General features: G+C 67.1%; 24 protein-coding genes. 13 read left to right on the top strand and 11 right to left on the bottom strand.

The window, feature by feature from the left end:
- Positions 1–96: 96 nt before the first annotated feature.
- The 6 genes from ABLE38_RS10735 to ABLE38_RS10710 all read left to right on the top strand — a co-directional run bounded on the left by ABLE38_RS10735 (position 97) and on the right by ABLE38_RS10710 (position 3,171).
- The gene (locus ABLE38_RS10735) at positions 97–360 is read left to right on the top strand and encodes a hypothetical protein (protein WP_348974134.1); all 264 of its coding nucleotides are present in this window, start codon (positions 97–99) and stop codon (positions 358–360) included.
- An 89-nt stretch (positions 361–449) separates the two neighbouring features.
- Positions 450–746, top strand: coding sequence for a YggT family protein (locus tag ABLE38_RS10730; RefSeq protein ID WP_348974491.1), 297 nt, complete (start codon positions 450–452; stop codon positions 744–746).
- A 2-nt stretch (positions 747–748) separates the two neighbouring features.
- On the top strand, positions 749–1,057 hold the full coding sequence (locus tag ABLE38_RS10725) for a DUF167 family protein (protein WP_348974133.1): 309 nt from the start codon (positions 749–751) through the stop codon (positions 1,055–1,057).
- Complete coding sequence (gene folD / locus ABLE38_RS10720; protein WP_348974132.1) at positions 1,047–1,922, top strand: bifunctional methylenetetrahydrofolate dehydrogenase/methenyltetrahydrofolate cyclohydrolase FolD; 876 nt, start codon at positions 1,047–1,049, stop codon at positions 1,920–1,922. The genes ABLE38_RS10725 and folD overlap by 11 nt, the downstream gene beginning before the upstream one ends.
- Positions 1,919–2,533 (top strand): hypothetical protein, encoded by a 615-nt coding sequence (locus ABLE38_RS10715; RefSeq protein WP_348974131.1) that lies wholly within the window; start codon positions 1,919–1,921, stop codon positions 2,531–2,533. Before folD ends, ABLE38_RS10715 begins: the two co-directional genes overlap by 4 nt.
- The gene (locus tag ABLE38_RS10710; RefSeq protein ID WP_348974130.1) at positions 2,530–3,171 is read left to right on the top strand and encodes a MarC family protein; all 642 of its coding nucleotides are present in this window, start codon (positions 2,530–2,532) and stop codon (positions 3,169–3,171) included. Before ABLE38_RS10715 ends, ABLE38_RS10710 begins: the two co-directional genes overlap by 4 nt.
- 123 nt (positions 3,172–3,294) lie before the next feature.
- Here the strand turns inward: ABLE38_RS10710 and ABLE38_RS10705 are convergent, their stop codons facing one another.
- Entirely contained in the window at positions 3,295–5,157 is a 1,863-nt protein-coding gene (locus tag ABLE38_RS10705; RefSeq protein WP_348974490.1) for an AcrB/AcrD/AcrF family protein, read from the bottom strand.
- 157 nt (positions 5,158–5,314) lie between these two features.
- On the opposite strand from ABLE38_RS10705, the gene ABLE38_RS10700 reads away from it, so the two are divergent.
- Together ABLE38_RS10700 and ABLE38_RS10695 are read left to right on the top strand one after the other, a co-directional pair.
- Entirely contained in the window at positions 5,315–5,701 is a 387-nt protein-coding gene (locus ABLE38_RS10700; protein ID WP_348974129.1) for a GtrA family protein, read from the top strand.
- Position 5,702: 1 nt separating this feature from the next.
- Positions 5,703–6,434: a class I SAM-dependent methyltransferase gene (locus tag ABLE38_RS10695; RefSeq protein WP_348974128.1), complete on the top strand. Its 732-nt coding sequence runs from the start codon at positions 5,703–5,705 to the stop codon at positions 6,432–6,434.
- Between the two features lie 4 nt (positions 6,435–6,438).
- Here the strand turns inward: ABLE38_RS10695 and ABLE38_RS10690 are convergent, their stop codons facing one another.
- The 4 genes from ABLE38_RS10690 to ABLE38_RS10675 are packed head-to-tail and all read right to left on the bottom strand — an operon-like array spanning position 6,439 to position 9,310.
- On the bottom strand, positions 6,439–7,458 hold the full coding sequence (locus ABLE38_RS10690) for a glycosyltransferase family 2 protein (protein WP_348974127.1): 1,020 nt from the start codon (positions 7,456–7,458) through the stop codon (positions 6,439–6,441).
- A 45-nt stretch (positions 7,459–7,503) separates the two neighbouring features.
- Positions 7,504–7,803: a transcriptional regulator gene (locus ABLE38_RS10685; RefSeq protein ID WP_348974126.1), complete on the bottom strand. Its 300-nt coding sequence runs from the start codon at positions 7,801–7,803 to the stop codon at positions 7,504–7,506.
- Positions 7,800–8,348 carry a hypothetical protein gene (locus tag ABLE38_RS10680; RefSeq protein ID WP_348974125.1) on the bottom strand — a complete coding sequence of 183 codons (549 nt, stop codon included), beginning with the start codon at positions 8,346–8,348 and terminating at the stop codon, positions 7,800–7,802. The genes ABLE38_RS10685 and ABLE38_RS10680 overlap by 4 nt, the downstream gene beginning before the upstream one ends.
- Entirely contained in the window at positions 8,345–9,310 is a 966-nt protein-coding gene (locus ABLE38_RS10675) for an acyl-CoA thioester hydrolase/BAAT C-terminal domain-containing protein (RefSeq protein ID WP_348974124.1), read from the bottom strand. Before ABLE38_RS10675 ends, ABLE38_RS10680 begins: the two co-directional genes overlap by 4 nt.
- 304 nt (positions 9,311–9,614) lie before the next feature.
- Here ABLE38_RS10675 and ABLE38_RS10670 point away from each other — a divergent pair, with 304 nt between their 5' ends.
- Both ABLE38_RS10670 and ABLE38_RS10665 read left to right on the top strand, forming a co-directional pair.
- On the top strand, positions 9,615–11,789 hold the full coding sequence (locus ABLE38_RS10670) for a TonB-dependent hemoglobin/transferrin/lactoferrin family receptor (protein WP_348974123.1): 2,175 nt from the start codon (positions 9,615–9,617) through the stop codon (positions 11,787–11,789).
- A 21-nt stretch (positions 11,790–11,810) separates the two neighbouring features.
- A complete protein-coding gene (locus ABLE38_RS10665; protein ID WP_348974122.1) occupies positions 11,811–12,764 on the top strand; it encodes a DUF6607 family protein in 954 nt (317 codons plus the stop codon).
- Positions 12,765–12,869: 105 nt separating this feature from the next.
- Here ABLE38_RS10665 and ABLE38_RS10660 read toward each other — a convergent pair whose 3' ends face one another.
- The 3 genes from ABLE38_RS10660 to ABLE38_RS10650 all read right to left on the bottom strand — a co-directional run bounded on the left by ABLE38_RS10660 (position 12,870) and on the right by ABLE38_RS10650 (position 17,118).
- Positions 12,870–14,282 carry a hypothetical protein gene (locus tag ABLE38_RS10660; protein ID WP_348974121.1) on the bottom strand — a complete coding sequence of 471 codons (1,413 nt, stop codon included), beginning with the start codon at positions 14,280–14,282 and terminating at the stop codon, positions 12,870–12,872.
- Between the two features lie 318 nt (positions 14,283–14,600).
- Positions 14,601–16,691, bottom strand: a complete 2,091-nt coding sequence (locus tag ABLE38_RS10655) for a bifunctional (p)ppGpp synthetase/guanosine-3',5'-bis(diphosphate) 3'-pyrophosphohydrolase (protein WP_348974120.1) — start codon at positions 16,689–16,691, stop codon at positions 14,601–14,603.
- A gap of 115 nt (positions 16,692–16,806) precedes the next feature.
- Entirely contained in the window at positions 16,807–17,118 is a 312-nt protein-coding gene (locus ABLE38_RS10650; RefSeq protein WP_348974119.1) for a hypothetical protein, read from the bottom strand.
- A gap of 152 nt (positions 17,119–17,270) precedes the next feature.
- Between ABLE38_RS10650 and ABLE38_RS10645 the strand changes: the two genes are divergently transcribed.
- A complete protein-coding gene (locus ABLE38_RS10645; protein ID WP_348974118.1) occupies positions 17,271–17,768 on the top strand; it encodes a helix-turn-helix domain-containing protein in 498 nt (165 codons plus the stop codon).
- Positions 17,769–17,825: 57 nt separating this feature from the next.
- Positions 17,826–18,206 carry an endonuclease domain-containing protein gene (locus ABLE38_RS10640; RefSeq protein WP_348974117.1) on the top strand — a complete coding sequence of 127 codons (381 nt, stop codon included), beginning with the start codon at positions 17,826–17,828 and terminating at the stop codon, positions 18,204–18,206.
- A gap of 64 nt (positions 18,207–18,270) precedes the next feature.
- Here ABLE38_RS10640 and ABLE38_RS10635 read toward each other — a convergent pair whose 3' ends face one another.
- Genes ABLE38_RS10635 through ABLE38_RS10625 form a run of 3 tightly spaced genes read right to left on the bottom strand, consistent with a single transcriptional unit; the run spans position 18,271 to position 20,720 of the window.
- Entirely contained in the window at positions 18,271–18,690 is a 420-nt protein-coding gene (locus ABLE38_RS10635) for a thioesterase family protein (RefSeq protein WP_348974116.1), read from the bottom strand.
- Between the two features lie 35 nt (positions 18,691–18,725).
- Positions 18,726–19,505, bottom strand: a complete 780-nt coding sequence (locus ABLE38_RS10630) for a sulfite exporter TauE/SafE family protein (RefSeq protein WP_348974115.1) — start codon at positions 19,503–19,505, stop codon at positions 18,726–18,728.
- Between the two features lie 9 nt (positions 19,506–19,514).
- Entirely contained in the window at positions 19,515–20,720 is a 1,206-nt protein-coding gene (locus ABLE38_RS10625) for an LL-diaminopimelate aminotransferase (protein WP_348974114.1), read from the bottom strand.
- A 128-nt stretch (positions 20,721–20,848) separates the two neighbouring features.
- Here ABLE38_RS10625 and phaC point away from each other — a divergent pair, with 128 nt between their 5' ends.
- A complete protein-coding gene (phaC, locus tag ABLE38_RS10620; RefSeq protein WP_348974113.1) occupies positions 20,849–22,606 on the top strand; it encodes a class I poly(R)-hydroxyalkanoic acid synthase in 1,758 nt (585 codons plus the stop codon).
- Positions 22,607–22,685 lie beyond the last annotated feature (79 nt).

The raw sequence follows: 22,685 nt of genomic DNA, 5'->3' as shown, positions 1-22,685 counted from the left end.
GAGCGGCGCGGCCAGGACCGAGCCGCACGAGCCCAGCAGGCGAAATCCTACATTGCAAGCCGCCCGGCGCGCCAAGGCACGAGTGAGGAGGACGAAATGCACGAGCCCGGACATTATGAAGCGGAGAGCAGGGCGCTGGCACTCAGCGCGCTCACGCTGGTGAAGACACTGATCGACGCGCTCGAGAAGAAGGGTACGCTGGGGATTGGCGAGGTCGATTCGATCCTCGAGCAGGCGCTGGTCGCGCTGGAATATCGCCACCAGGACGAGGCGACCGGCCTGGCGCGGCGGATCGTCGAGGCGATGGCGGTGATGCGTTCGGGCCATCTGCCCGGCGATCCGCCGCAAGGATTGGTGTAGCTTCAGGCGCCGGGCTTGTTGCCGGGCACTGCATTCCCTAATCTCGGGTCCAAGAACCCTCGGAGAGCGCATTGATCCCCTTCCTCCTCATGATCGTCGACATCATCGGCTTCCTGCTCTGGGTGCTGAGCATGATCATCCTGATCCATGCGATCATGACCTGGCTGATCGGCTTCAACGTGATCAACCTGTTCAACGAATATGTGCGCGCGGTGTGGAACGCGCTCGAGGCGATCACCCGGCCGATCTATCGCCCGATCCGCAAGATCATGCCCGATTTCGGCGCGCTCGACCTGAGCCCGCTGGTCGCGCTGCTGATCATCTACGTGATCACCCATTTCGTGCTGCCGACGATCAGCGCCCAGCTCGCCGCCGCGACCTACTGAGCGTGCCGGCCTGGCGGGAACGCGCGGACGGGATCGAGATCGCCGTCCGCGTGACGCCGCGCGCGTCGCGCGAGGCCTTTGCCGCCGGCACCGCGGACCATTTCGCCGCCCGGCTCGCCGCACCGCCGGTGGAAGGCGCCGCCAATGCGGCATTGGTGCCGCTGGTCGCCGCCGCCTTCGGCGTGCCCAGGCGTTCGGTGGCGCTGATCGCGGGCGATACCGCCCGGTTGAAACGGCTTCGTATCGAAGGCGATTCCGCAGCGCTGGCAGAGATCGCGCACAGGCTCTATGGCGGGGCGCATGACGGCTGAGATCATCGATGGCAAGGCTTTCGCCGCAGGGCTGCGTGCCCGCGTGGGCGAACTGGTTCCCGCTTTCCAGCAGGCCACGGGCCGCGCGCCCGGGCTCGCGGTGGTGCTGGTCGGCGAGGATCCGGCGTCCGCGGTCTATGTCCGCTCCAAGGGCAAGATGACGCGCGAGGCGGGCATGGAGAGCTTCGAGCACAAGCTCGGCGCCGACACCACGCAGGCGACGCTGATCGCGCTGGTCGACAAGCTCAATAATGATCCGGAAGTGGACGGCATCCTCGTCCAGCTGCCGCTCCCCCGGCATATCGACGAGCAGGCAGTGCTCACCCGGATCGACCCGGACAAGGACGTCGACGGCTTCCACCCGGTCAATGCCGGGCGCCTCGCCACCGGGCTCGACGGCTTCGTGCCCTGCACTCCGCTCGGCTGCCTGATGCTGCTCGAGGACCGACTCGGCGATCTCTCGGGGCTCGACGCGGTGGTGATCGGCCGCTCGAACATCGTCGGCAAGCCGATGGCGGCGCTGCTCACCCGCGCCAGCGCGACGGTGACGCTGGTGCATTCGCGCACGCGCAACCTGCCGCATTATCTGAAGCATGCCGATATCGTCGTCGCGGCGGTGGGCCGCGCGCATTTCGTCAAGGGCGAGTGGCTGAAGCAGGGCGCGACGGTGATCGACGTCGGCATCAACCGCACCGATGACGGGCTGGTCGGCGACGTCGATTTCGACAGCGCGGCGAGCGTGGCCGGCGCGATCACCCCGGTGCCGGGCGGCGTCGGCCCGATGACGATCGCCTGCCTGCTGCGCAACACGCTGGTCGCCGCGCACCGCAATGCCGGCATTCCGCTGGAGAAGGGAACGATATGATCCTGGCTGCCCTGGTCCTGCAGGCGGCAGCGCCGCAGAGCGCGGTGGATGCCGAGCGCGCGTTCAACGCGGCGGCGCAGGCCAAGGGGCAGTGGACGGCGTTCCGCGCGTTCGCCGCGAGCGATGCGACGATGTTCGTGCCGCAGCCGGTGAAGGCGCAGGACTGGCTCAAGGATCGCAAGGATCCGCCCAGGTCGGTGGGGTGGTGGCCGACCAAGAGCTATGTCTCGTGCGACGGCAAGCTGGCGGTGAATACCGGCGGGTGGAAGCTGCCCGACGGGACGGTTGGCTATTTCAGCACCGTGTGGCGCAAGGAAGCGGATGGCAGCTGGAAGTGGATCGTCGATGGCGGCGACGCGCTGACGGCGGCACGGCCGCAGCCGGCCGAGCCCGTGACCAAGCGTGCGTCCTGCGCGCCGATGGAGGCGATCGTCTCCTCGACTTCCGCACCGGCCGACGCGAAGGTCGGCGACGGTGAATCGCCTGACGGAACGATCGCCTGGCACTGGCAAGTGACACCTGACGGCGCACGCACCTTCGAGGTCATGGTCTGGAACGGCAAGCAAGCCGCGCCGGTGCTGAACGACAAGATCGCGGCGCCCGCCCAATGATAGAGCTGTTCGTCTCCACTTTCATCACCTTCTTCGTGGTGATCGATCCGCCGGGCTGCGCGCCGATCTTCGCCGGGCTGACCGCCGGCACCAGCGCGACGCATCGCCGGGCGATGGCGGTGCGCGCGGTGCTGGTCGCAGCGTGCATCCTGTTCGGCTTCGCGCTGTTCGGCGAGGCGCTGCTGCGCGCGCTCGGCATCAGCCTCAACGCGTTCAAGATCGCCGGCGGCATCATGCTGTTCCTGATCGCGCTCGAGATGGTGTTCGAGAAGCGCACCGAACGGCGCGAGGACCGGGCCGAGAAGGTGAAGGCGAGCGAGCCGGCCGACATCTCGATCTTCCCGATGGCGATGCCGATGATCGCAGGCCCCGGTTCGATCGCCTCGACGATGCTGCTGATGTCGCAGAACAACGGGATCGAGCGCACCGTCGTGGTGCTCGGGGCAATGGCCGCGATCCTGCTGCTGACGCTGCTGGCGCTGCTCGCGGCGGGGCCGCTGATGCGCGTGGTCGGCGCCAAGATCGAGGCGGTGGTGTCGCGGCTGCTCGGCGTGCTGCTCGGCGCGCTCGCGGTGCAGTTCGTGATCGACGGGATCAGCGCGGCGCTGGTCGCCGGGCGGGCGGTGGCGGGACACTGACGTCCGCCACGGGCAATACTTCTTACCCCGGCGAAGGCCGGGGCCCGTCCTCGAAAGTCACGCGCCCTGGCGCGTCTTCGCCGCGCACTGATTGGTCTGGGGCCCGGCCTTCGCCGGGGAAAGCTATTTCGCAGGCTTCGCCGCCGCCTCGACCTTCACCGGCACATCCGGCAGGTCATAGCGGATGCGCCACAGCTTGAACGGCAGCGGCTTGCCCGGCTGGACCTCACGCAGGGTCACCGGCTCGAGCCAGGCCGGCACCTGGCCCTTGATCAACTGCGCGTAGAAGCCGTTCGGCCCGCGGGCGCGGTAGAGCGTCGTCTCGGACATGTCCGGGCAGATCAGCAGATATTGCGCATGATGCGCGGCCGCGATCGGGCGGAAGTTCGGCGTCGCCCAGGTGAAGGCGTGGTGCACGTCGAGAATCGCGCGGCCGTTGCGGTGATAGGGGCCGGCGATCGCGCTGTGGTGCGTCACGGTGATCAGCCGCGGCCCAAGGTCGACATGGGTGAACAGCGTGGCGGCGGGCAAGTCGTTGAGCACGCGCAGGTTGCTCATCCGCGCGCAGGCATTGTTGGCGGCGGTGACCTTGTCCGGCGGGGCGGGCTTGCCCGGCTTGGCGGGCGCGCTGTTGCTGCCCGCCGGCAGGAAGGGGATGGCGAGCCCGGCCCAGAGCCCGGAGAGCAGCAGGAAGGCGCCGACCGTGCCGAAGATGCGCAGGAAGATGCCGAGGATGCGCGCGGGCACCGCGCCGATCCAGCGCGCGAAGGGCTCGCGGATGCCCAGGAACCAGGGCACCGCGACGACCAGCAGCGCGACCGAGCCGGGCACCGCGAGCAGCTGCGCCGCCGGGGCCGCGCGGACCTGCCAGAGCAGCATCGCGCTGGCGAAGAGCGTGAACAGCGCAACCGCCGCCCAGCCGACCAGCTTGTCGCTGCGCCGCGCGCGCCAGGTGGCGAACAGCGCGCCGAGCACGCCGATCACCGGCAGCACCGCCATCGGGAAGGCGGTCTTGAAGGCGTGCTTGTAGATCGGCCGAGCCTCGCGGACATTGTTGAGCCAGGTGTTGGCGAGCTCGTCCGAGACTTGCTCGGGGCGGCCGAGGCATTGCGGGAAGAGTGCCGCGAAGCCGACGACGATCAGCGCGCCCGCCAGCGCGGCGAGGCCGAGGCGGACCCAGCGATTGGCGGGGTTGAGCAGCGACAGGCCGAACAGCAGCGCGCCCGCCGCGATCATCACGCTCAGCCAGACCGGCGTCAGCGCGTCGCAGCGCAATACTTGATTCGCGTTCGAGGCGAACAGCGCGAAGCCGAGCGCCGAGCCGCCGCCGAGCGTCAGGCCATAGACCTGCATGCGGTGGACGTCCTCGCGGTCCCAGATCCAGCGCAGCGCGATGATCGCGCCGGCCATCGCGCAATAGGGCAGCATCTCGAGCCCGATGGTGAGCGAGAGCGCGCTGGAGATCCCGACGGTGGCGCCGCCCCGCGCGCGCCTCGGGTCGGCAAGGCCGGCGACGGTGAGCGCGAGGAAGGCGAGCTGCCAGCCATGATGGTCGATGCGCTCGGGCGCGTACATCGACATGGTCGAGGTGCAGCCCATCAGCACGACCAGCGCGACCGGCCAGGCCCAGGGCGCGACCAGCCGGCGCACGGCGAGCGACAGCCCGGCCATGGCGAGCGCCAGCGGCAGCAGCGGCGCCAGGCCGCATGCCCACTTCTCCGCGATCACCGGGCCGACGAACGGCTTGAAGGCGAGGATCAGCCCGGCGATCGGCAAGTCGACCAGGCGCGACCAGTGGATGTCGAAGCCGCCGAGCGCGGGATCGAGGCGATATTGCCGGAGATCGTACCAGCCCTGCCCCGCCATCCAGGCGCGCACCTGCATCAGGCGCATATTGTCGTCGGTATCGCCGAGCATCAGCCAGTAGATGTTGCCCTGGCGGTCAAAGAGGAACCAGGCAGTGACGATCAGCCAGAACAGGGCCATCCAGCGCAGCCAGTGACGGTCCAGCTCCTGGTCGAGGCGGAACCCGCCCGGTGCATCCAGCTTCAAAATCGCTTCCCTCGCATCAATGCAGGCATTAGGGCCGCCTTCGGTTCCTGGGCAAGCGATAGTGACGGCTGTACTCAAGCGATTTGAAGCGATGTGGACGAACGGGATGCTCGGGCAGCTGGTGCGCTTCGGCATCGTCGGCCTGGCGTCGACCTTCGTCTATTCGGTCGTCTACTGGCCGCTCGCCACTTATGCGATTCCGCCGGTGCTCGCCTCGGTGGCCGGGTTCCTGGTCGCGGTCGTGTTCGGCTATGTCTTCCACAGCCGCTGGAGCTTCAAGGGGCATGACGCCGATGGCGGCATGGGCACCCAGTCGAAGTTCGTCGCGGTCCAGTCGGTCGGCCTGGCGATGAATGCCTTCTTCACCTGGCTGTGCACCGGGCCGCTCCACGAGCCGACCTGGGTGCCGCTGATCCCGGTGATCTTCGTCACGCCGATCGTCACCTTCGCGCTCAACCGCTTTCTGGTATTCAAATAAGATGGACCGCATCGTCTACGAGCGCATGGCCGCGCATGACACCACCCACTGGTGGTATCGCGCGCGCCGCGAGATCCTTTCGGACTATCTCAAGCGCTATGGCGCGGTGCCCGAGGGCGCGCGCATCCTCGAGATCGGCTGCGGCACCGGCCACAACCTGCCCATGCTCGCCCAGTTCGGCGAGATCGACGCGATCGAGATCGACGAGACCGCCGCCGCCAAGGCCAGCGAGCGGCTGGGCAAGCAGGTCGGCTCTTCGCCGCTGCCCGAGCTCGCCGGCGTGGCGGACGCCAGCTACGACATGGTCGCGGTGCTCGACGTGATCGAGCATGTCGAGGACGATGTCGCGGCGCTGAAGGCGATCGCGCGCGTGCTCAAGCCCGGCGGCAAGATCCTGATCACCGTGCCGGCGCACCAATGGATGTGGAGCGCGCACGACGTGGTGAACCACCACAAGCGCCGCTATTCCAAGGGCACGCTGATCGCCGCGCTGCAAAAGGCGGGGCTCGGCTGGCAGAAGCTGCGCTGGTTCAACTCGCTGCTGTTTCCGGTCGCCGTGGCGGCGCGGCTGCTCGGCAAGCTGACCGGCAAGGACGACAGCGACGATTCGCCCCCGCCCAAGGCGCTCAACACCGCCTTCGAAGCGGTGTTCGGGGTGGAGCGGCATTTGCTCGGCCGGCTGCCGATGCCGCCGGGCCTGTCGATCATCGTGCTGGCGCAGCCGAAGGGCTGAGCGGTCAGCTCTCGCGCGGCGTCACCGGCGAGACGCTGACTTCGCCCGAATCGGCATAGCGATAGCCGAGCGACGCGTGGCCCTGCACCGGGCCGGCGACGTCCGCCACGATGTAAAGCGGGCGGCGCTTCGATTCGACATAGAGCCGGCCGAGATATTCGCCGATCATGCCGAGCACGAACATCTGCACCGCGCCGAGCACGACCACGACGAGCATCAGCGAGGTCCAGCCCGGGATCGCGGCGCCCATCAGGAAGCCGGCGACGATGTAGAGCACCAGCAGCGCCGAGGCGGCGGTGAGCAACAGGCCGACATGGCTGGCGAAGCGCAAGGGCGCGGTCGAGAAGCCGGTGATCGCGTCGAGCGCGAAGCGAATCATCTTGCCGAGCGGATATTTGCTCTCGCCGGCCAGCCGCTCGTGGCGGTCATAGGGGAAGGGCACCTGCTTGAAGCCGACCCAGGCGACCATGCCGCGGATGAAGCGTGCCTGCTCGGGCAGCGACAGGAACGCGTCGAGCGCCCGCCTCGTCATCAGGCGGAAGTCGCCGGTGTCGAGCGGGATCGGCGTGTCGGTGATCCGATCGAGCATGCGGTAGAAGAAGGCAGCGGTGATCTTCTTGAAAATCGTCTCGCCATCGCGCTTGCGGCGCACCGCATAGACGACGTCGGCGCCCTGCGAGCGCATCGCGGCGCGCATGTCGGTCAGCAGCTCGGGCGGATCCTGCAGATCGGCGTCGATGATCAGGATCTCCTCGCCCGCGCACAGGTCCAGCCCGGCGGTGAGCGCGAGCTGGTGGCCGTGGTTGCGCGACAGGTTGATCGCGATCAGCTTGGGATCGCTGGCCGAGATGCGCTGCATCACTTCCCAGCTCCTGTCGCGCGAGCCGTCGTTGATCAGCACGATCTCGTAATCGTCGCCCACCGCGGCGCGTGCGGCGCCGGAGACGCGGCCGTGCAGCGCCTCGAGGCATGCCTCTTCATTGTAGCAGGGGATGACGACGGAAAGTTGCGGACGCTTTTGCATGACCGGACGCTCTAGCGAGGTGACGCGCCGCCGTCGAGACGGGCGTTATCCCCCCGCGCGATCGACGATGTCCCGCAGGAAGATCAGATGCTCGGCAAAGGCGCGGCGGCCCTCCGCGGTGATCGAGACGAGCGTGCGGGTGCGCTTGCCCACCGGCTGCTTCTCGATCGCGATATATCCGGCCTTCTCCAGCGTCGCGAGATGCGCGCCGAGATTGCCGTCGGTCGCCTGGGAGATTGCCTTGAGCCGCGCGAATTCGAGCTGTGTGCCCTTGGGCTCGGCGTCGAGCGCGGCGAGGATGCGCAGCCTTGTGGTCTGGTGGATGATCTCGTTGGGCAGCGTCATGCGCGGCGCAGCCACATGCCGCCGAGGATCAGTGCGCCGCCACCGCCGATCCCGACCCAGAGGAACAGCCAGGCCGGGAAGACGAACCAACCGAGGCAGACCGCCAGCACCAGCGCCGTCCCGACCAGCGCCAGCCGCATCCCCGCCCAGATGCCGGTGATCAGATAGGCGAGCGCGACGAGCAGCGAGATCAGCGCGTTGACGCTACGGGCGTCGAGCTGCGGGCGGGCGATCAGCATCATCAGCCACAGGATGCCGAAGCCGGCGAAGATCGACAGCGATGCGCGCAGGTCGATCCCCGCGCCTTCGCGGCGCGGCAGCGGATGGAGGATCGACCATAGCACGCCGAGCGGGGTGCCGATCAGCCAGCTCTTCGGCCCCCAGGGGAAGAACTGGCTGAGCAGGTTGCACACCAGCCAGATCACGCCCCAGACCATCACCGTGCTGGCGGTGCCGGCATAGCGGCGCAGCGCCGCCCCGTGCTGCCGGGCACTGTCGATCGAGCGCAGCGCCGCTGCGGCGTCCTCGGGGCGGATCTCGGTCACTTGGCGGGGGCTCCCAGCGTGTCGGCGAAGAAGGCGAGCGTCTGCTTCCAGGCGTCAATGCGTGCGGCGGCGTTGCCTGCGTCGGTGCCGCCCATTTGCATCATCGGCGTGTCGCCGGTCGGCTTGGTCGGCGCATCGGGGAAGGCAATCGAATGGCCGGCGTTCGGATAATCGAGCTGGCGGTGCGCGAAACGGAAGTGCTTCGCATCGAGCCGCTCGATCACCTGCTTCGACATCGGACCCGAGGGCCACATTGCATCGTCCGCTCCCGAGATCAGCAGCACCGGGCCGGCGATCCGCTCGACCGGGATCACCGCATCGGGATAGGCCGCGGCCTTGGCCAGGCTGCGCTGATAGAGATCGAGCACGCTCTTGAAGCCGGTGCTGTTGTCATAGGGAACATAGGCCATCGGCTTGCCATCCAGGCTGAAGCTCGACTTGTTGTCCATGAAATTCGTGTAGTTGATGCCCTGCCACACCACCGAGCTGGGCACCGCGGCGACGACGGCATGGAAGCGCGGATCGTGCGACGCGATCAGCAGCACTGCCTCGCCGCCCTTGGAGGCGCCCCAGATTCCGATCTTCTTCGCATCGACGAGCGGCTGGCGCGCCAGCCAGTCGGTGGCGGCGCGGAAATATTCGAGGCGGATCTCCTGGAGCTGCTCGGGCAGGCCGGGCGTGCGGAAATAGGCGAGCGCGAGCACGCCATAGCCGGCCTCGGCGAACTTGCGACCGAGCGCCTTGCTGACCCCCTCCCCGCCTTCGGAGCCGCCGAGCACCAGGATCGCGGGTCCGCGCTTGCCGCTCGCCGGCGGATACCAGGTGGCGACCAGGCCGTCGTCATGGACGGGCACGCCCTGGAGCCCGGGCGTGGCCTGCGGCGCGGCAGGCGCCTGTTGCGCAACGGCCGGCGCGGCGAGGGGGAGCAGACTGAGGGCGGCGAAGGCGGCAAGGGTCTTCATCGGAGCGAGTCCTTTACTCTGTGTGGCAGAGTATTAACTCTGCAGTGCAGAGTAAGTCAAGCTGGCTCGGTAGACCCGTCAACCACATCAAATTCGTCATCCCCGCGGAGGCGGGAATCCAGAGTCACAAGGCGATGCTCGACTAACCCCGGATCCCCGCCTTCGCGGGGATGACGGGCAAGAGAGCATGTCGTTCGCCGCCAGCAAGCCAGCCCTTCCCTTCGTTACGGGGTTGACGCTGCTCGGGTCCGAGGCCTAATCCGCGATTGCGAATCACTTGCATTAGCATAAAGGACTTCAGGGCATGCGTCGGATGATTGGGGTGGGGATCAGCCTTTGGGCGCTGGCAGCGGGAATGCCGGCGCTGGCGCAGGACAAGCAGGACCAGAAGCCCGGCGAGCCGGGCTCGACGATCACCGTCACCGCGACCCGCATCCCGACCGACGTCAAGGACGTGCCCGCTACGGTCAGCGTCATCGACGACAGGAAGATGGCCGACCAACTGGTCACCGACATCAAGGACCTGGTGCGCTACGAGCCCGGCATCAGCGTGCCGCGTGGCCCGACGCGCTTCGGCGCGGCGCTCGGCGTCACCGGGCGTGCGGGCAATGAAGGCTTCATCGTCCGCGGCATCGGCGGCAACCGCGTGCTGATCCAGGTGGACGGCGTGCGCGTGCCCGACGGCTTCACCTTCGGCGCGCAGTCCGCCGGGCGCGACTATGTCGATGTCGGTCTGGTCAAGTCGGTCGAGATCCTGCGCGGCCCGGCCTCGGCGCTGTACGGCAGCGACGGGCTCGCCGGCGCGATCAGCTTCACCACCAGCGACCCTTCGGACATCCTGCGCGGCAAGGACTATGCGGGGCTGGCCCGCGCCTCCTACAGCTCGGCCGACAACGAGTTCGCCGAGACCGGCATCGCCGCGGCGCGCTTCGGCGACCTCTCCGCGATGCTCTCCTATACGCGCCGCGACTTCCACGAGCTCGACAACCAGGGCATCGTGGGCGGCAGCGGCGCGGCGCGCACCGAGCCCAATCCGCAGGACGGCCACAGCAACGCGGTGTTGGGCCGGCTGGTCTACGAGCCCGACGCCTCGAACCGCTTCCGCATCACCGGCGAATATCAGGATAGTCGGGTCTTCACCAACGTGCTGACCGGGCTGAGCTCGACCGTGGACCTGCTCCAGGCGCGCGACACCACCAGGCGCGGGCGCATCGCCGGCGACTGGTTCTGGACCGGCACCGGGCTGTTCGATCATGCGCGGCTGAGCGCCTATTGGCAGGACGGCGAGAACCGCCAGTTCACCGATGAGGACCGCACGCCCGCCGCCGATCGCGAGCGGCTCAACACCTTCGAGAACCGCGTGCTCGGCGCGTCGGCCGAAGTCGGCATGCGCTTCGAGACGGGGGCGGCGGCGCACCGCGTGGTGTTCGGCGGCGACATCAGCAAGACGCACCAGGAAGGGCTGCGCGACGGCGTGGTGCCGCCGGCGGGCGAGACCTTCCCGACTCGTGCCTTCCCCGAGACCAACTACACGCTGGCCGGCGCTTTCGTGGCCGACGAGATCACGCTCGGGCCGGTGACGCTCTACCCGGCGCTGCGCTTCGACGCCTATGACCTGTCGCCCGAAAAGGACCCGCTGCTCCCGGCCTTTGCCGGCGCGGCGCAGTCCGGATCGCGCGTCTCGCCCAAGCTCGGCGCGGTGGTGCGGCTGGGCGACGCGGTGCGGCTGTTCGCCAATTATGCCCAGGGCTTCAAGGCGCCCGAGCCGAGCCAGGTGAACCAGTTCTTCTCCAACCTCGCCTTCGGCTATACCTCGCAACCCAACCCGAACCTGCGCCCCGAGACCAGCGAGAGCTGGGAAGGCGGCTTCCGCCTGAACAGCGGGCCGGTGAGCCTCGACGTGACCGGCTTCATCGCCAATTACGACGACTTCATCTCGCAGGAAGTGACCAGCGGCGGCTTCACCCCCGCCGATCCGGCGATCTACCAGTTCATCAACATCGACAAGGTGAAGGTGAAGGGTGCCGAAGCGCGCTTCGTGGCGCAGGCAGCCAACGGCCTGACCGGCACGCTGGCGATCGCCTATGCCCAGGGCGACCAGATCGAGCCCGACGGCTCGCGGCTGCCGCTCTCGACCGTCGATCCGCTCAAGGTGGTGATCGGCCTGGGCTATCGCGACAAGGACGGGCGCTTCGGCGGCGACGTCACCGCGACGCACAGCGCGCAGAAGGCGCTGGAGGCGACCACCGGCGTGTGCAGCGGCGCCTGCTTCCGCCCGGGCGCCTTCACCATCCTAGACGCCACTGCCTTCTTCCGGGTGACCGAAGGGCTGACGCTGCGCGCCGGCGTGTTCAACCTGTTCGACGCGAAATACGCCTGGTGGAACGACGTGCGCGGCCTGGCCGACACCTCGACCGTCAAGGATGCCTATACCCAGCCGGGCCGCAACGCCTCGGCCTCGATCAGCTATCGTTTCTGACCGCTTCCGAGGAACAGGATCATGAAGCTTCTATTCCCGATCGCGCTGGCGCTGCTGGCCCCCATGCCCGCACTCGCCCAGGCGGCACCGGCGGCCGCGGTGAAATCCGGCTTCGAGGCCGACCGCGCCGACATCCTCGGCATGGCCGGCACCTTCAAGGTCAGGTTCGACATGCAGGAGAGCACCGCCTGGCGCGCCGACTATACCCCGATCCCGGCCAAGATCTCCGGCGGCGACGAAGTCGTGCGGGTGATCGAGGACACTGGCCGGACGATCCGGCTGCAGCATCTCCTGGTGGTCGACATGGGCGACGGCAAGAAGATGGTGATCAAGCACTGGCGCCAGGACTGGCAATATGAGCCGGCCCGGGTGCTGGTCTATGCGGACCGCGATGCCTGGACCTGGGCCGAGGTGCCCGCCGCCGAGCGCAAGGGCGTGTGGTCGCAGACGGTCTACCAGGTCGATGACAGCCCACGCTATGGCGGCTGGGGCAAGTGGAGCGAGGTCGGCGGCATCCGCCGCTGGGAATCGAACCGCAGCTGGCGGCCGCTCGCCCGGCGCGACGCGGTGCGCGGGCCCGTCTACGACCGCTATCTGGGGGTCAACCGCCACGCGCTCTCGCCGGCGGGCTGGATCCACTGGCAGGACAATCTGAAGATGGACGGCACCGACACGCCGGTCGTCCAGGAATATGTGCTCAACAGCTACACCCGGTTCAGCGGCTTCGACGTGAAGGCGGCGGACGACTATTGGGCCGCGACCAAGGGATATTGGGCCGCGATCCGCGCCGAATGGGATCGGATCGCAGCGGCAAAGGGCGGCATCCGCATCACCGAGGAAGCCGATCACGGCACGGTGATCGCCGGGCGCGTGCTCGAGATCGCCGACGAGATCCAGCAGGGCAAGACCAGCGAGGCCGACGGGATCAAGGCGGCCAAGGCGCTGATGGACCAGGCGACCAGGGCGGCGAACTAGTTTCCCCCTCGGGAAGGCCCGCTTTCCTTGGTCGGAGCGGGCTGGGGGCGAGCCGGACGGATCCCAAGCCCGTCCGGTTCGCCCCCTTTTTATGCCGAGCGGGGCTCAGCCGCCGTTCTTCACCCGGTCGATATAGGCGAATTCGGCGAGCGCCGCGGCCGCTGCGGCCTGGGTGATCAGCCGCGTCTTGTCGTCCGCCGGGCGCGTGGCGCCGGTGCGGACCTCCGCCCAGGTGCCAGCGACGGCACTGGGGTCGTCATCGGTCTCGCCGGTATCGCCGTCGCCCGGCACGCCATTGGCATACCAGCCATAGCGATCCTTGTTCGAGGTGATCAGGAAGTCGACCAGCCCCTTGGCGGCATTGTACCAGGCGACATTGCCGTCCTGCAGGTAGATCTGGCAGAGCAGGTCGATCGTCGCATAGCCGCCGGTCGGCGCGTTCTGCTTGATGCCGCCGCCGCTGGGGAACCAGGCGCTATGGGCCAGCACGGTGTTCATCAGCGTCTGGGCATAGGCGAGCTTGGCGGTCTCGCTCGGGTTGTTCTTGTGGATTGCCAGCGCCAGCGCGGCGACACCGGTGGAATTGCCGGCGAGCACGCCCGAATTGCCCGAATCGCAGACAAAGGGCTGGCCCGCCGTGGTGCAGGTGGCGCCGCCGCGGAACAGGCCCGAGGGCGCGAGCAGGTCCATGCTGGTGAGGTTGACCTGGTTGAACATGTCGGTCGCCCAGGTGAGGCGCGTGGGCGCGATCGGCTTGTTCGGGAAGCGCGCCGACCAGCGGGCATAAGCCGCGCCGACGCGGGTGACCGGGCTCATGTAGAAGGCCGAGGACCAGTCGGGATCGCCCGGCTTCTGCGACACGCCGTTATGGCTGTTCTGGTTGTTGTCGACATAGTTCAGCGCCTGGAAGGCGTTGTCCGACACTGACTGGGTGAGCGACACGTCAAGATAGACGTTGAGCATGTTGCCGCCGAGCAGCGCATTGTCGTCATAATAACAGGGCTGGCCGTGGCGCACGCCATAGCCGCCGGGGGTGGCGCCCGGGGCGCTGCCGGCGCAGTTCGGGTTCCAGTACCAGTCGAGCTGGTCGACGGCGGTGAGCAGCAACGGCTTGTAGGTCGCCGAATCGAGGCGGGCGCCCCAATAGAGCGCGCGGACCATATTGTCCTCGGTCCACAGATAGGCGACATCGCTGCCCTTGGCGTAGCTGTCCGACCCCGCCTGGTAGTTGAGGACGTTGGCGTACATCATCACGTCCGAATTGGGCGTGGCGCTGGTCTTGATGAAAGCGTTGTGGACCTTGGTAAGGAAGGTCTTGGCGACCGCCTGGTAATCGGTCGCGACGACGTCGAGGGTCTGGACCGACGGGCCGGCGGCAGGCGCCGATCCGGCCTGCATGGCGAGCGGGACCCGCACCGCCCCACCTTCCTGCGCCTGCTGGCTGCCGGCCTGCCACGCGGTCGCGCCGGCCGCAGCCGCCGACAGCAGCGCAAGGCCATAGATATACTGGCTTTTCACATCTCTCTCCTCGTCTTGTTTTGCATGCTCCAACTGCGGTCGATGAAACCCGGTGCGGCACAGGCCACTGCCCTCATCGCCTTCTTCGCTTGTTGGCGGGCACCACTGCGGATGCGCCGGCTCTTGCCGGCCGCGCGCGCTCATGCCGCCCGCGCAATGACTGATCTAATTTATCATATAGATCAATCTTAATAATGAAGTTGTTTTATTTAATGACCACAGCGCGGCTTTGCGCAGCGCGCGGCGCCTAGTGCTCGCGCGACAGGAGACCTGCCGTTTCCGAGTACTTAGATAGTGCGCGGCGAGCTACCGGCGCGCCTAGAGCCGCTCCGCCGAACTCACTGCATCCGCCGCCCGCAACGCCGCGAGCAACCGCACCAGATGCGCCGCATTGCGCACTTCCAGGTCCATCGTGTTGGTGTGGAAGGTCGTGTCGCGATTATCCATCCGCAGGCCGAGGATGTTGGCCTTGTGCTGGCCGATCAGCGTGGCGATCGCGCCGAGCGCGCCGGGCTCGTTCTTCAGCGTGATCTCGATCTGGGCGATGCCGCCCTCCGCCTTGTCGCCCCAGCTGAGATCGACCCAGTCCTCCTCGGTGGTGTCGGCCAGGCTCGGGCAATCGATGCGGTGGACTTCGATCGGCTCGCCGGGCCGGCGGATGCCGACGATGCGGTCCCCCGGCACCGGACGGCAATCGGGCGAGAAATGGAACGCCATGCCCGGGGTGAGCCCCTTGATCTCGATCGCGTGCTGCTGCGGCGGCAGGTCATGCGCGTCCTCCCCCTCGGTCGAGCCGGGCATCAGCGCTTCCATCACCTGGCCATCGGTGAACTGGCGGCGGGCGATCGCCTCCATCAGCGCGGCATCGTCCTGGAGCTTGAGGCGCTTGAGCGCATCCTTGAGCGCGCTTTCGCCCGGCGGCGTCGGCAGGCGCAGCACGATCTCGTCATAGAGCTTGCGGCCGAGCGCGATCGTCTCCTCGCGCTCCTTGTGGCGGATATGGCGGCGGATCGCGGCGCGCGCCTTGCCGGTGATCGCGAAGTTCAGCCAGTTGGCCTGGGGCTCCTGCGCCTTGGAACGGAGGATCTGGACCTGATCGCCCTGCTCGATCTCGGTGCGCAGCGGCACGACGCGGCCATTGACCTTGGCGCCCACCGCCTGGTCGCCCAGGTTCGAATGGACCGCATAGGCGAAATCGATCGGCGTTGCGCCCTTGGGCAGCTGGATCAGCTCGCCCTTGGGCGTGAAGGCGAAGATCCGGTCCTGGTACATCGCCATGCGGGTATGCTCGAGCAGCTCCTCGGGGCTCTCGGCATGCTCCAGGATCTCGATGAGGTCCTTGATCCAGCTGACCTGGGTATCGGGGCGGACGTTGCTCTGCTTGTACGCCCAGTGCGCGGCAAGGCCGAACTCGGCCTGGGCGTGCATGTCGCGCGTGCGGATCTGGATCTCGATACGCGTGTCGCCGGCATGGATGATGCTGGTGTGGAGCGAGCGATAGCCGTTGCGCTTCGGCGTCGAGATGTAGTCCTTGAACCGGCCCGGCACCATCGGCCAGCGGCGGTGGATCACGCCGAGCGCGCGGTAGCACTCCTCCTCGGTGTCGACGATCGCGCGGAAGGCCATGATGTCCGAAAGCTGCTCGAGCGACACGTGCCGCTCCGACATCTTCTTCCAGATCGAATAGGGATGCTTCTCGCGGCCGGTGATCTCGGCATCGATGCCGCCGCGCGACAATAGCAGCTTCAGGCCCGAGGCGATCTTGGCGATGCGGTCCTCGCCCTCGACCTTGAGGCTGTCGAGCCGGCGGTTGATCGATTCATAGGCTTCGGGCTCGAGTTCCTTGAAGGCGAGGCTCTGCATCTCCTTCATGAACTCGTACATGCCGATCCGCTCGGCGAGCGGCGCGTAGATCTCCATCGTCTCGCGGGCGATGCGCTTGCGCTTGTCCGGGTTCTTGATGTGGACCAGCGTGCGCATGTTGTGCAGCCGGTCGGCCAGCTTGACGAGCAGCACGCGGACATCGTCCGACATGGCGAGCAGGAACTTGCGGAGATTCTCGGCGGCGCGCTCGCTCTCGGTCTGCGCCTCGATCTTGGAGAGCTTGGTGACGCCGTCGACCATGCGCGCGACATTGTCGCCGAACAGGCGCTGGATGTCCTCGGGCGTTGCGACCGTGTCTTCCACCGTGTCGTGGAGGATCGCGGTGACGATCGTCTCGTCATCGAGGTGGAGGTCGGTGAGGATGCCGGCCACTTCGATCGGGTGGCTGAAATAGGGATCGCCGCTCGCGCGCTTCTGGCTGCCATGCGCGTTGACCGAGAAGACATAGGCGCGGTTGAGCATCGCTTCATCGGCATCGGGGTCGTAGCTCAGGACCCGGTCAACAAGTTCATATTGGCGCAGCACGGGACCTAGATGGGCCCCGGCGCTGTTGCTTTGCAATAAAATAGAGCGCGATCCGGGTTTTCCGGACCGCGCTCCAATTGCTTTACTGGCTGGTGTGGCGCTGGCGCCATACGGCTCAGTGGGCCTTGGTGTTGCACTTCTCGAGCGCGGCGGCGTCGAAATCGGCGCCGTTGGCGCGGAAGGCCGAGAGCTTGCCGACTTCGCGAGCAACCAGCTCGCAGGCGATGGCGTCACGGGTGCTGCCGTTCGCCGGGGCGATGCAGGTGCCGGCATTGCACTTCCACAGCGTCGAACGGGTGACGAAGCTGGCCTTGGCAGGCGCAGTCACCGGGGTGGCGGCATAGCCATTCGGGGTACCCTGCGCGATGCCGGCGGCGGGGACGAAGGCCAGCGTGGCCGCAGCCGCTGCGGCGAAAAAGCGGGTCATGGGAAATCCTCCTGGGGATCTGAAAACGTGCAACTCGCGCTGCGACTCATTGTTTAATTGACATCAAGGTAAGTTGCAACCAGAAACTATTGCTGCAATGCAAGAAGTTACGCCATTCCGTAGCGTCGGCTTTTGGGATAAGGTGACAAGTCATGGGTGGTGCCATTCGAGAAACGCTGCGCCAACTGGCGAACGATTGCAGCCTGCCGGCGGCGCTGGAAGCGATGGGCGAGCGCTGGTCGTTCCTGATTCTGCGCGGCTCGTTCAACGGCTTGCATCACTTCGAGGAGTTCCAGTCCGAGCTGGGAATCGCGCGCAACATCCTGGCGAACCGGCTCGCCCGGCTGGTCGACAAGGGCATCCTCGCCCGCCAGCCCTGCGCCGACGATCGCCGCAAGATCGAATATCGCCTGACCGACAAGGGCTATGCGCTGCTGCCGGTGATGATCTCGCTGCGCCAATGGGGCGAGCGCTGGGAGACCGGCGTACCGGCCTATCCGGTACTGGTCGACGCGCGCGACGGGCGACCGATCCAGGCGGTGCAGGTGCTGAGCCATGATGGGCGCGTGCTGGGCAAGGGCGACCTGCTCTGGGCGCTGCCGGAGGATGTGGCGGGCGAGGATGCGGTCGAGGTGAAGGCGGCGGAGTGATCCTCTTTATCCTCCCCCGCCAGGGGGAGGTGGCGCCGAAGGCGACGGAGGGGGAGGATGGCGATGCGCCTAGATGGTGCGGCCGATAGCCGGCGAAATGCGAAACGCCTTCGCCAGCAAATGACGCCTCCTGAAATCGGCCTTTGGCTTGCGCTGCGTCGCAACGAGCGCGGACTGCACTTCCGCAGGCAGCATCCGGCCGGAAGATATGTTCTCGATTTCTACTGTGCACGCGCCCGGCTGGCGATTGAGGTTGACGGGGAAGCCCATGCGCGCGGGGATCGGCCGGAGCGCGATGCGGTTCGGGATACCTGGCTTTCCGATCAAGGCGTACGGGTGTTGCGCTATCCGGCGGAGGCGGTCCTGACCGATCTGGAAGGCGTGGTGCGGCAGATCATGGCGATTGCGACGGCGCGGCGGGAATCGATCGCGAGCTGATTGCTTACCGCCCCCTCCGTCATGCTGCGCATGCCACCTCCCCCTGGCGGGGGAGGATTGAAGGTCAGCCGCCCAGCCCCTCCAACCGCTCCCGCACATTCTCCGGGATCGGCTTCGACTTGCGCGTCGCCAGGTCGACATGGACGCTGACCATCTCGATCTCGGTGTGCAGTTCGCCGGTCTCCGCGTGGCAGAGGTCGATGCGCATCGTCATGCTCGAATTGCCGACGCGCTCGACCCGGGCGAACCCCTCGACCATGTCGTCGAACACGAACGGCTTCTTATAGTCCACGCCCGCGCGGACGACGTTGAACTCGGCGTCGAGCCAGTCCGGGCCGATATCGTCCAGCGCGGCCCAGCGCCAGAACTCGCTGAGCGTGACGTCGGCATATTCGAGATAGCGCGAGTTGAAGACGATCTTCTGCCCGTCGATCTCGGAATAGCGGACGCGGAAGCGAGTGGAGAAGGGGAAGCCGGGGCGCATGGCGTCCGGTTGGCGCGGCGGTCCGCGCGCGTCAACTAGAACAGCAGCCGCGCGCCGACGATCGCCAGCACGGTCGCGAGGATCGGGACCAGCACCTTGTCCGACACGCGCGTGGCGATCAGGCTGCCGATCACGATGCCGGGGACCGAGCCCAGCAGCAGGGCGAGCAACAGGTTCAGGTCGACCGAGCCCAGCACCCAATGGCCGAGGCCGGCGATGAAGGTGAGCGGCACGGCATGGGCGATGTCCGACCCGACCAGCCGGGCGACCGGCGCCTTGGGATAGAGGACGAGCAGCGCGGTCATGCCGAGCGCGCCGGCTCCTACCGAGGTGAGCGAGACGAGCGTGCCGAGCACCGCGCCGAGCAGCACCGTGGCCCAGCCGATCCGCCCCGGCTCGACATCGGCGAAGCGCGGGCCGAGCGCCGCGACGATGCGAGCGCGGAACAGGATGGCGATCGCGGTGAGGATCAGCGTGACGCCGAGGATCAGCGAGATCAGCTGGGCCGAGGCCCCGGGCTTGCCATGCGTCCAGGCGAGCCAGCCGAGCGTCGCGATCGTCGCCGGCACGCTGCCGGTCGCCAGCCGCCGCACCACGCGCCAGTCGACCGACCCGCGCCAGCCATGCACCGCGGTGCCCGCGGTCTTGGTGGCGGAGGCGTAGAGCAGGTCGGTGCCGACCGCGGTCGCCGGATGGAAGCCGAAGGCAAGCACCAACAGCGGCGTCATCAGCGAGCCGCCGCCGACGCCGGTCAGCCCGACGAGCAGGCCGACCAGCACGCCGGCCAGCGAATAGAGCGGATCGATATGCGGCACGGGCGCGGCTCAGCCCGCCTTTGCCGCAGTGTTGACGCCCATCGACTTGAGATATTGCTTCACGTTGCGCGCGGCCTGGCGCAGGCGCTGCTCGTTCTCGACCATCGCGATGCGGACAAAGCCCTCGCCATTCTCGCCGTAGCCGACGCCGGGCGCGACTGCGACCTTGGCATGGGTGAGCAGCTGCTTGGAAAACTCAAGGCTGCCGAGGTGCGCGAGCGCGGGCGGCAGCGGCGCCCAGGCAAACATGCTGGCGGGCGGCGACGGGATCTCCCAGCCGGCGCGGGCAAAGCTCTCGACCAGCACGTCGCGGCGCTTGTGATAGAGCTGGCGGTTGGCCTCGACGATGTCCTGCGGGCCGTTCAATGCGGCGCAGGCGGCGGCCTGGATCGGGGTGAAGGCGCCGTAGTCGAGATACGACTTCACCCGCGTCATCGCCGCGATCAGCGTCTTGTTGCCGACTGCGAAGCCCATCCGCCAGCCGGCCATCGAATAGGTCTTGGAGAGCGAAGTGAACTCGATCGCGACGTCCTTGGCGCCCTTGACCTGCAGGATCGAGACGGTCGGCTTGCCGTCGAAATAGAGCTCCGAATAGGCGAGGTCGGAGATGATCCAGACCTTGTTCTCCTTCGCCCAAGCGACGAGACGCTCGTAGAAAGCGAGGTCGACCGTCTCGGCCGTCGGGTTCGACGGATAGTTGACCACCAGGATCGACGGGCGCGGCACGGTGAAGTCGATCGCGCGCTCGAGGCTCTCGAAATAATGCTCGTCCGGCGTGGTCGGCACCGCGCGGATCGTCGCGCCGGCGAGGATGAAGCCGAAGGTATGGATCGGGTAGCTCGGGTTGGGCGCCAGCACGACGTCGCCCGGCGCGGTGATCGCGGTGGCGAGGCTGGCAAGGCCTTCCTTCGAGCCCATCGTCACCACGACTTCGGTCTCGGGATCGATGTCGACGCCGAAGCGGCGGGCATAATAATTCGCCTGGGCGCGGCGCAGGCCGGGAATGCCCTTGGACTGGGAATAGCCATGCGCATCGGGCTTCTGCGCGACCTCGACCAGCTTTTCGATCACGTGGGGCGGCGGCGGCAGGTCCGGATTGCCCATGCCGAGGTCGATGATGTCCTCTCCTGCCGCACGCGCCGCTGCCCGCATCGCATTCACTTCGGCGATGACGTACGGGGGCAGACGCTTCATGCGGTAGAATTCTTCGGACATTTCCTCATCTCTCAGGGGTTGGAGCGCGACACGATCTTGTGCCGTGCCATGCTCCTACGCCATGTTCGCGCTTGCGGGAATGACGTCTTGCCTGTGGTGCGCTAAAGCGGCGCTTGAAGAGGATGAGCATGGCCGAAACGACCAACCCATCAATTCCCGACCTGCAGGACCTGCAGCATTGGACCTGGGTGCTCGGCCGTGCGCAGCAGATGATGCTCGAGCAGGGCTTCGACCTGATGGAGCAGCTGCCCGCCGCCACGCCCTTCGGCGCCCCCTCCTTTCCGGCGATGTTCGATCCCGGCGCGGCCGTGAAGGCGAGCACCGATTTCTGGGCCGACACGATGAAGCTGTGGCAGCGCTTCCTCGATCCCCAGCATGCCGAGCCTTTCGAGGAAAGCGCCGAGCAGGCACGCGACAAGCGCTTCAAGGCGCCGCAATGGCGCGAGGAGCCGGTGTTCGACTTCCTGCGGCAAAGCTATCTGGTGATCGCCGATCACATGCTGCGCGGCGTCGACGCGATGGAGGGCATCGATCCCAAGCAGAAGGAGCAGGTCCGCTTCGCGACCAAGGGCTTCCTCGACGCCGTGAGCCCGACCAACTTCCCCGCGACCAACCCCGAAGTGCTCGAGAAGATCGTCGAGACCAAGGGCGAGAGCCTGCTCAAGGGCCTGCAGAACATGATGGGCGACCTGGCCAAGGGCCAGATGACCCAGACCGCCGAAGGCGTGTACGAGCTCGGCCGCAACCTGGCGATGACGCCGGGCAAGGTCGTCAAGCGGACGCCGCTGTACGAGCTGATCCAGTACGCCCCGGCCGAGGGCGCGACGGAAGTGTACGCGACGCCGCTGCTCATCTTCCCGCCCTGGATCAACCGCTTCTACATCCTCGACCTCAACCCCGAGAAGAGCTTCATCCGCTGGGCGGTGGAGCAAGGGCTGACCGTGTTCGTCGTCTCGTGGAAATCCGCCGATGCGACGATGAAGGACGTGGTGTGGGACGATTTCGTCGAGGACGGCCAGATCGATGCGATCGACACGGTGCGCGCGCTGCTCGGCGTCGAGGGCGTGCACGCGATCGGCTATTGTGTGGCCGGCACCACGCTCGCCGCGACGCTGGCGGTGCTGCACGCGCGCGGGACACCCGAGAAGGTGAAGAGCGCGACCTTCTTCACCGCGCAGGTCGATTTCTCCGAGGCCGGCGAGCTCAGCATGTTCGTCGACGACGAGCAGCTGGCGATGATCCGGAGCCTGGGCACCGAGGGCTTCCTCGACGGGCGCTACATGGCAGCGACGTTCAACCTGCTGCGCGGACGCGACCTGATCTGGAGCTACGTCACCAACAATTACCTGATGGGCAAGGACTATGCTCCGTTCGACCTGCTCCACTGGAACTCGGACGTGACCAACCTGCCGGCGCGCTGGCACATGAGCTACCTGACCGACCTCTACCGCGACAACAAGCTGGTGCAGGCCGGCGCGCTGGCGATCAACGGCACCCCGCTGGACCTCTCCAGCGTGACGACGCCCACCTATGTCCAGGCTGGGCGCGAGGACCATATCGCGCCGGCCGAGAGCGTCTGGAAGATCACCGACTATTTCACGGGCCCGCTCCGGTTCGTGCTCGCCGGATCGGGGCATATCGCCGGTGTGGTCAACCCGCCCTCGGCGCAGAAATACCAATATTGGACCAACGAGAAGAAGGCGGGATCGCTCGCCGAATTCGTCGCCGGCGCCAGGGAAACCAAGGGCAGCTGGTGGCCGGACTGGATCGGCTGGATCGACGGAATCGATGCAGCAAAAGTGCCGGCCAAGGGCGCCCGCATCCCCGGCAAGGGCAAGCTCAAGCCCCTCGAGGATGCACCCGGCAGCTATGTCCGGATGCGTTGATAAATCAGCTTATTCCCTAGGGTAATCGGGTTTTGTGCAGTGCACAAAATCCACTTGCATCGCAGTGCAGGAAAGCCTA

The organism is Sphingomonas sp. KR3-1, assembly GCF_040049295.1.
Classification (GTDB): Bacteria; Pseudomonadota; Alphaproteobacteria; order Sphingomonadales; family Sphingomonadaceae; genus Sphingomonas.
The sequence above is the reverse complement of the archived record's forward strand: the minus strand, read 5'-3'. Positions and strand labels throughout refer to the sequence as shown.

Bases quoted from the DNA above. Each gene is read 5' to 3' on its own strand.
- ABLE38_RS10685 (WP_348974126.1), bottom strand. From the start codon at position 7,803: ATGACGCTGCCCAACGAGATCATCCACCAGACCACAAGGCTGCGCATC.
- ABLE38_RS10640 (WP_348974117.1), top strand. From the start codon at position 17,826: ATGGCGATGCGCCTAGATGGTGCGGCCGATAGCCGGCGAAATGCGAAA.
- ABLE38_RS10670 (WP_348974123.1), top strand. From the start codon at position 9,615: ATGCGTCGGATGATTGGGGTGGGGATCAGCCTTTGGGCGCTGGCAGCG.
- phaC (WP_348974113.1), top strand. From the start codon at position 20,849: ATGGCCGAAACGACCAACCCATCAATTCCCGACCTGCAGGACCTGCAG.
- folD (WP_348974132.1), top strand. From the start codon at position 1,047: ATGACGGCTGAGATCATCGATGGCAAGGCTTTCGCCGCAGGGCTGCGT.
- ABLE38_RS10690 (WP_348974127.1), bottom strand. From the start codon at position 7,458: ATGCAAAAGCGTCCGCAACTTTCCGTCGTCATCCCCTGCTACAATGAA.
- ABLE38_RS10700 (WP_348974129.1), top strand. From the start codon at position 5,315: ATGTGGACGAACGGGATGCTCGGGCAGCTGGTGCGCTTCGGCATCGTC.
- ABLE38_RS10675 (WP_348974124.1), bottom strand. From the start codon at position 9,310: ATGAAGACCCTTGCCGCCTTCGCCGCCCTCAGTCTGCTCCCCCTCGCC.
- ABLE38_RS10705 (WP_348974490.1), bottom strand. From the start codon at position 5,157: ATGGCCCTGTTCTGGCTGATCGTCACTGCCTGGTTCCTCTTTGACCGC.
- ABLE38_RS10665 (WP_348974122.1), top strand. From the start codon at position 11,811: ATGAAGCTTCTATTCCCGATCGCGCTGGCGCTGCTGGCCCCCATGCCC.
- ABLE38_RS10635 (WP_348974116.1), bottom strand. From the start codon at position 18,690: ATGCGCCCCGGCTTCCCCTTCTCCACTCGCTTCCGCGTCCGCTATTCC.
- ABLE38_RS10650 (WP_348974119.1), bottom strand. From the start codon at position 17,118: ATGACCCGCTTTTTCGCCGCAGCGGCTGCGGCCACGCTGGCCTTCGTC.
- ABLE38_RS10645 (WP_348974118.1), top strand. From the start codon at position 17,271: ATGGGTGGTGCCATTCGAGAAACGCTGCGCCAACTGGCGAACGATTGC.
- ABLE38_RS10625 (WP_348974114.1), bottom strand. From the start codon at position 20,720: ATGTCCGAAGAATTCTACCGCATGAAGCGTCTGCCCCCGTACGTCATC.
- ABLE38_RS10730 (WP_348974491.1), top strand. From the start codon at position 450: ATGATCGTCGACATCATCGGCTTCCTGCTCTGGGTGCTGAGCATGATC.
- ABLE38_RS10710 (WP_348974130.1), top strand. From the start codon at position 2,530: ATGATAGAGCTGTTCGTCTCCACTTTCATCACCTTCTTCGTGGTGATC.
- ABLE38_RS10735 (WP_348974134.1), top strand. From the start codon at position 97: ATGCACGAGCCCGGACATTATGAAGCGGAGAGCAGGGCGCTGGCACTC.
- ABLE38_RS10715 (WP_348974131.1), top strand. From the start codon at position 1,919: ATGATCCTGGCTGCCCTGGTCCTGCAGGCGGCAGCGCCGCAGAGCGCG.
- ABLE38_RS10695 (WP_348974128.1), top strand. From the start codon at position 5,703: ATGGACCGCATCGTCTACGAGCGCATGGCCGCGCATGACACCACCCAC.